Source organism: Nonomuraea lactucae (genome assembly GCF_003313395.1).
Taxonomy (GTDB): domain Bacteria; phylum Actinomycetota; class Actinomycetes; order Streptosporangiales; family Streptosporangiaceae; genus Nonomuraea; species Nonomuraea lactucae.
Genome location: NZ_QNFZ01000291.1, coordinates 43,033 through 49,531, shown reverse-complemented (window position 1 = coordinate 49,531; position 6,499 = coordinate 43,033). Strand labels below are relative to the sequence as shown.

The following is a 6,499-nucleotide window of genomic DNA, read 5'->3' as shown; positions in this document are numbered from 1 at the left end:
GCTGCTGCCGGCCGCGGCCGGGGCGGGCGTGTTCGGGGCGGTGGCGCTGCCGGACGCGCAGGCCGGGCTCGGGATCGTGCTGGTCGCGATGGTGCTGGGCGCGGCGGCGCTGCCCGCGGTGCTACGGCGGATGACGCCGTGGACGCTGGTGTTCGGGCTGCTCGGGGTCGTGCTGGTCGCGATGGCGGCCGTCAGGGACGCGGACTGGCTGGTCGGCCTGCTGCTCGTGGCCGGCGGCACGCTGGGTGCGCTGGCCGTGTCGGGGGCCGGGCTCGGGTGGCTCGGTGTGATCAGGGGCGGCGTGTCGGTGCTGCTCGCGTTCGGACCGGTGCCGTGGTTCCTGGCCAAGCCGCTGAAGCGGCTGGGCGCCAGGCGGCGCGTCCTGCCGATGGTCATCGGGCTGGGCATCACGGCGGTGCTGCTGCTCGTGTTCGGGCTGCTGTTCTCCTCGGCGGACCCGGTGTTCGCCGCCTACGTCGAGCGGCTGACCGCCGCCCCCGAGTGGGTCGAGTCGGTGCCGGCGCGCGTCTTCCTGTTCGTGTTCGTGGGAGTGCTGCTGGCGGCGGTGGTGCTGGTCGCGCTCCGGCCCGTCAACGACCCGGTCGGCCCCGGGGTGAAGTTCAGCGTGAGCAGGTCGGTCTGGGTGCTCCCCCTCACCGCGGTCAACCTGCTGTTCGCCGCGTTCGTGGCGGTGCAGATCACCGCGCTGTTCGGCGGCCACGCGCTGGTGCTGAAGACGCGCGGGCTCACCTACGCCGAGTACGCCAGGCAGGGGTTCTTCCAGCTCGTCGTGGTCAGCGTGTTCGTGCTGGGCATCGTCGCGGTCGCCGGCGGGCTGCTGAAGACGGTCAGGCGCGACCGCTGGCTGCTGGCCGGGCAGCTCGGCCTGCTGTGCGCGCTCACCATGGTCGTGCTGGCCTCGGCGCTGCACCGGATGAACCTCTACACCCAGGCGTACGGCCTGTCCCGGCTGCGCATCTCGGTGGAGGCCACCGTGTGGTGGCTCGGCGCGCTGTTCGTGCTGGTGCTCCTGGCGGGCGCGGTACGGCTGGCGGGCCGCGGCTCCGGCTGGCTGCCGCGCACGGTCGTGCTGGTGACCGGGCTCGGGCTGGGCGCGTTCGCCGTCGTCAACCCGGACCTGCGCGTGGCGCAGACACAGGTCCAGATCCGTGGCGTGGCCAACATCGACCAGGACTACCTGGGCGACCTGGGGGCCGAGGCCGTGCCCGCGCTGGACCGGCTGCCGGAGCCGCAGCGCAGTTGCGTGCTCGCCGATGTGGTGGCGGCCAACGGGCTGGCCAGGCCCGACCCGTGGAACGGCTGGAACGTGGCCAGGTCCCAGGCCCGCGACCTGCTCGCCAAGCACCCCGTCCGCAGGCCCGCCAAGTGCCCGGGCGATCGGGACTGACCGCGCGCCCCCGCGTCGGTCCGCCCGAAGCGCGTGGACAGCCGCCCGATCAGGTTTAATCCTTGGGTGGCATTCGACGTGATCATCAGCGGGGGGCGGCTGCTCGACGGGACGGGCGCCCCGCCGTGCCGCGCGGACCTGGCGATCACCGGCGACCGGATCGCGGCGGTGGGCCGGCTCGACGACGTGCCCGCCGCCACCGTGATCGACGCGACCGGGCGGTTCGTCGCCCGCGGGTTCGTGGACTGCCACGCGCACGGCGACGCGGCCGTCTTCGACCCGTCGGTGCAGCTCGCCGCGGTGCGGCAGGGCGTGACCACGTTCGTGCTCGGGCAGGACGGCCTGTCGTTCGCGCCGGGCTCAGCGGACACCGTCGCCTACGCCGCCCGCTACTTCGCGGCCGTCAACGGGCCGTTCCCGCGCGGGGTGGCGGTCGGCGGCCCGCTGACCGTGGGGGAGCTGCTCGGCGGATACGACCGGGCGGTCGCGGTCAACACCGCCTACCTGCTCCCGCACGGCACCATCCGCTACGACGTCATGGGGCCGTCCCCGGCGGCGGCCACGCGCGACGACCTCGCCCGCATGCTCGCCCACGTCGAGCGGGGGCTGTCGGACGGCGCGGTCGGCCTGTCCAGCGGGCTCGAGTACCTGCCCGGCCGCCACGCCACCGCCGACGAGCTGGCCACCCTCTGCGAGCCGCTCGGTGGCCTGCCGTACGTCACCCACATGCGCGCCTACGGCCTCATGGCCGGGGTGGGCATGTCCGAGGTGGTCGAGATCGCCGCGCGGTCCGGCGCGGCCGTACACGTCTCCCACCTGCACGGCCCCGCGGACGTGCTGCTGCCCCTGGTGGAGGAGGCGCTCGGCGAGGACGTCGACCTCACCTACGACACCTACCCCTACCTGCGCGCCAGCACGATCCTGGCGATGGTCGTGCTGCCGCCCACGGTCCCGGCCGCCGAGCCCGGCCGGGCCGTGGAGATGCTCGGCTCCGGGGAGCTCGACGCGTGGTGGCAAGGGCTGGCGCGGACCTGGCCCCGGCTGACCGTCTCCCACGCCCCCGGCCTGGAGTGGGCAGAGGGACTGACCATGGTCGAGGCGGCCGAGCGGGCGGGCGTCGAGCCGGCCGAGTTCTGCCGCCGCCTGCTCGTCGAGACGCGGCTGGAGGCCGGCTGCGTCGCCGCCCGCCCCGACGAGGGGCCGGAAGGGGAGGAGTCGGTGCGGCGGATGCTCCGCCACCCGGCTCAGACGGGCGGCTCCGACGGCATCTACGTCAGCGGCCACCCGCACCCGCGTGGCTTCGGGGCGTTCGCCCGCTTCCTCGGCCGTCACGTGCGCGAGCTGGGCGACTGGACATGGGAGCAGGCCGTCGTGCACCTGGCCTCGCATCCCGCGCGCCGCTTCGGGCTGGCGGACCGGGGGCTGTTGCGGGCAGGCTTCGTGGCTGACGTGGTGGTGTTCGACCCCGGTACGGTGTCGGATCAGGCGACGTACGACGCTCCCCGCACGCCGGCGGCCGGAGTGGACGACGTGCTGGTGTCGGGAGCGAGGGTGCTGGCCGGCGGCGAGCCGACCGGGGCGACTCCGGGCCGGGCCCTCCGGCCTTCGTGAACTGGTGAAAGAGATGGACATGCGGGAGACTCTGGGACGGTCGATCTTCGACGGCGGCCTTTCGTTCCCCCTGATGGTCGTGCAGCGCGAGGCGCTCCAGCACAACATCGCACTCCTGGCCGCGTTCGCCCGCGACCACGGGATGGAGCTCGCGCCGCACGCCAAGACGCACATGTCCCCCGAGATAGCCGCCATGCAACTGGAGGCCGGCGCGTGGGGGCTGACCGTGGCCACGCCGCGGCAGGCCATGGCGGCGCGCGAGTTCGGCGCCCGGCGGATCGTGCTGGCCAACCAGATCGTCGACGCCGCCGGGCTCGACTGGGTCGCCGCCGAGTGCGCCCGCGATCCCGGCTTCGAGTTCTACAGCTTCGTCGACTCCGTGACCGGGGTGGACATCCTCGCGGGGCGCGCGCCCGCCCGGCCGTACCAGGTGCTGGTCGAGCTGGGGCACCACGGCGGGCGGGCCGGCTGCCGGTCGCTGGAGGAGCTGCTCGAAGTGGCGCGGTACGTCCAGAAGACGCCCGGCGTCGAGCTGGTCGGCGTCGCGGGCTACGAGGGATCGCTGGCCGGCGCGCGCGAGGTCCGCGACTACCTGCGCCTGCTGCAGGAGGCCGTCGAGCACCTGCGCGTCAAGCAGCCCATCCTGACCGTCGGCGGCAGCCAGTGGTTCGACGTGATCGGCCGCGAGCTCGTCGCCACCCAGGCCACGATCCTGCTGCGCAGCGGCGCGTACGTCACCCACGACGACGGCTTCTACCGCGAGCGCACGCCGTTCAACCGCATCGAGGGCGAGCTGCGGCCCGCGCTGGAGGTGTGGGCGCACGTGCTGTCCACCCCCGAACCCGGCCTGGCCGTCGTCGGCATGGGCAAGCGCGACGCCCCCTACGACGAGGGGCTGCCCATCCCCAAGCGAGGCGGCGTCACCGTGATGAAGATGCAGGACCAGCACACGCTGGTGCACGCCGACGGGCTCAGGCCGGGCGACCTGCTCGCGTTCGGCATCTCCCACCCGTGCACGGCGTTCGACAAGTGGCGCGCGCTGCCGATGGTGGACCGCGAGTACCGGGTCGTCGGCACCGTCCACACCCGGTTCTAGGCGCGCGGAAGCACGCGATCAGGACTGTAAGGTCGGCTCGTGGACAGTTCGGTTTACGTCTTCGTGGAGGACCTGCGCGGTGAGGGCGTCGAGCGGGTGCTCGACCGGGTCAGCGCGTACGGCGTGGCGGGTGTCACCGTGGGCGCCGTTCACCACGCCGCCCGCGACGTCACCCCGCACGGGCTGTCCCGGCTGACCGTCCGCCACGACGGCGCCCACTTCACCCCGCCGCCCGACCTGTTCGCCGGGCTCCGGCTCAAGCCGGTCGCCGGCCACCAGGACGCGCTCGACGGCCTGCGCGAGGCGTGCGCGCGGCGGGGGCTCAGGCTGCACGGATGGACCGTGTTCCTGTCCAACGCCACCCTCGGCGCCCGGCATCCCGACGTGACCGTGCGCGACTGCTTCGGCGATCGCGGCTCGCCCGCCGACCTGTGCCCGGCCCACCCCGACGTCCGCGCGTACGCCGTTGCGCTGGCCCGCGCGGTCGCCCGGCTCGGCGTCGAGAGCGTGGTGGCCGAGACGCTGCACTTCAGCCCGTTCAAGCCCGAACGGTCCTTCGTGCCGCTCGGGCCGATGGACGCCTACCTGCTCGGGCTCTGCTTCTGCGACTACTGCATGACCCGCGCCACCGACCTGGGCGTGAACGCGGGGGTGGCGCGCGAGGAGTGCGCGGGCATCGTGGGGCGCGTCCTCGACGGCGACCCGCCCGCCCAGGGCGAGGTGACCCGGGCCGCGCTGACCGCCTACGCCGGTCCCGACGTGGTGGCCTACGCCCGTGCCCGCTCCGAGACCGTGACCACGCTGGTGTCCGAGGTGGCCTCCGCCGTGGCCGACGAGGGCTCCAAGCTGGTGTTCATCGACTCCACGGGGGCGGTGAAGGGCTACACCGACGGGCTGCCCACCCCCGGGCTCGCCGCCCACGACGCCTGGCAGCTCGGCGTCGACCTGGTCGCGCTCGGCGACCTGGTGCCCGGCTTCGGCGTGCTCGCCTACGCCCGCGACGCCGCCCGGGTGGCCGACGACGTGGGCGCCTACCTGCGCTCGGTCGGCAAGGACCGCGAGGTGCGCGCGGTGCTGCGGCCCGGCCACCCCGACAGCGACTCGACCGACCGGCTCGTGGCCAAGGCGCGCGCGGCGAAGGCGGCAGGGGCCCTCGCGGTCGACTTCTACGCGTACGGGCTGGCCCCGCACCCCGTGCTCGACCGCATCCCCGCAGCCCTGGCCCAGTGACCTGACCGGCGTGGGGCCTGATCGGTGTGGGGCCTGAGGCGCCGGGCGATCCGCAGTGGGACCTGGGACCTAACCGCGGTGGACGCCGTCGAGCACCGCCGAGACCGCCTTCGCCGCGAAGCCGTTCGGCAGCGGCAGCCCCCTGAACACCGTCCTCATCCACACCGCCCCGGCCAGCAGGTCCACGATCAGCATCGGGTCGGCCGGCTCGGCCAGCTCGCCCCGCCGTACCGCCCGCTCGAAGACCTGCCGTTCCCGCGCGAACCGGTCGGCGAAGAACCGCCGCGTGTCCAGCTCGGGATGCCGCACCGCCGCGCCCAGCGCGGCGACCGCGACATCCCTGGCCGGAGGCTCGGTGAGCAGCCGCGCGACGCCCTCGACCAGCGCCACCAGGTCGCCCCGCAGGCTGCCCGTGTCGGGCGGCTCGGATTTCAGCGCGTCCGCCTCCACCAGAGCCGCACCGAGCAGCGCCGTCTTGGACGGCCACCAGCGGTAGATCGTCGTCTTGTTGACGCCCGACCGCTCGGCCACCCCCTCGACAGTCAGCCCGTCGTAGCCTCTCTCCGCCACCAGCCGCAGCGTCGCATCGAAGATCTCCCGCTGCTTCCTCGGCGCCATGCGGTCATTTTCTCCCGGCGAACGCCGTGGCCACGCCCAGCCCCGGGTAGACCATGCCGCTGAAGTGGCGCAGTGCCCTGGACCGGCGCGCCAGCCGGTGGCCGAGCCCTCCGGCCGTGAACGCGTACCCGATGTCGGCCAGCAGCCCAACAAGCAGCCCAACCAGCAGCCCGACCAGCAACCAGCAGCCCGACCAGCAGCCCGACCAGCAGCCTGACCAGCAGCAGGGTCACGTCCACGAACTGCGGCAGGACCGCCAAGGAAGGACGGCGTCACCTTGGGGTTCAGCACGTCGACCAGCACGCCCTCGAGGAACACCTTGCGCAGCGGCTGAGGCTCCAGCGCCTCGCCCCCCGCCTCCTCCTCGCGGGTGAACGCGCGGACCCCCAGGTAGAAAAGGTAGGCGACGCCCGCCCACGTGACGATCCGGAACAGCGTCGCCGACCGGCTGATGACGTACGACAGCCCTGCGGCGGCGACGTGCACCAGCGTGCCCCCCTCCACCCCCAGCGCGGCTGGCCCTGTTGTTGAGGTGG

The 6,499-nt window shown here is 73.9% G+C and carries 6 protein-coding genes and 1 pseudogene; 4 read left to right on the top strand and 3 right to left on the bottom strand.

Annotation, left to right across the window (positions count from 1 at the left end):
* The 4 genes from DQW85_RS20850 to DQW85_RS20835 form a co-directional block, all read left to right on the top strand.
* Positions 1-1,408, top strand: a 1,408-nt coding sequence (locus tag DQW85_RS20850) for a DUF4153 domain-containing protein (protein ID WP_162795162.1), incomplete at its 5' end; no start/stop codon positions are given.
* A 66-nt stretch (positions 1,409-1,474) separates the two neighbouring features.
* The gene (locus tag DQW85_RS20845) at positions 1,475-3,019 is read left to right on the top strand and encodes an N-acyl-D-amino-acid deacylase family protein (protein ID WP_113701968.1); all 1,545 of its coding nucleotides are present in this window, start codon (positions 1,475-1,477) and stop codon (positions 3,017-3,019) included.
* 19 nt (positions 3,020-3,038) lie between these two features.
* Entirely contained in the window at positions 3,039-4,115 is a 1,077-nt protein-coding gene (locus DQW85_RS20840) for an alanine racemase (protein WP_113701975.1), read from the top strand.
* A 39-nt stretch (positions 4,116-4,154) separates the two neighbouring features.
* Positions 4,155-5,345, top strand: coding sequence for a hypothetical protein (locus DQW85_RS20835; protein ID WP_113701967.1), 1,191 nt, complete (start codon positions 4,155-4,157; stop codon positions 5,343-5,345).
* Between the two features lie 69 nt (positions 5,346-5,414).
* On the opposite strand, the gene DQW85_RS46995 is transcribed toward DQW85_RS20835, so the two are convergent.
* The 3 genes and pseudogenes from DQW85_RS46995 to DQW85_RS48245 form a co-directional block, all read right to left on the bottom strand.
* The gene (locus DQW85_RS46995; protein WP_240197318.1) at positions 5,415-5,963 is read right to left on the bottom strand and encodes a TetR/AcrR family transcriptional regulator; all 549 of its coding nucleotides are present in this window, start codon (positions 5,961-5,963) and stop codon (positions 5,415-5,417) included.
* 4 nt (positions 5,964-5,967) lie between these two features.
* Complete coding sequence (locus DQW85_RS46990) at positions 5,968-6,144, bottom strand: hypothetical protein (RefSeq protein WP_240197317.1); 177 nt, start codon at positions 6,142-6,144, stop codon at positions 5,968-5,970.
* Between the two features lie 149 nt (positions 6,145-6,293).
* A pseudogene (locus DQW85_RS48245) lies at positions 6,294-6,449 on the bottom strand (LysE family transporter); the annotation flags it as partial.
* Positions 6,450-6,499: the final 50 nt, after the last annotated feature.

Excerpts from the sequence above, each read along its gene's own strand:
- DQW85_RS20840 (WP_113701975.1), top strand. The coding sequence starts at position 3,039 with ATGCGGGAGACTCTGGGACGGTCGATCTTCGACGGCGGCCTTTCGTTC.
- DQW85_RS46995 (WP_240197318.1), bottom strand. The coding sequence starts at position 5,963 with ATGGCGCCGAGGAAGCAGCGGGAGATCTTCGATGCGACGCTGCGGCTG.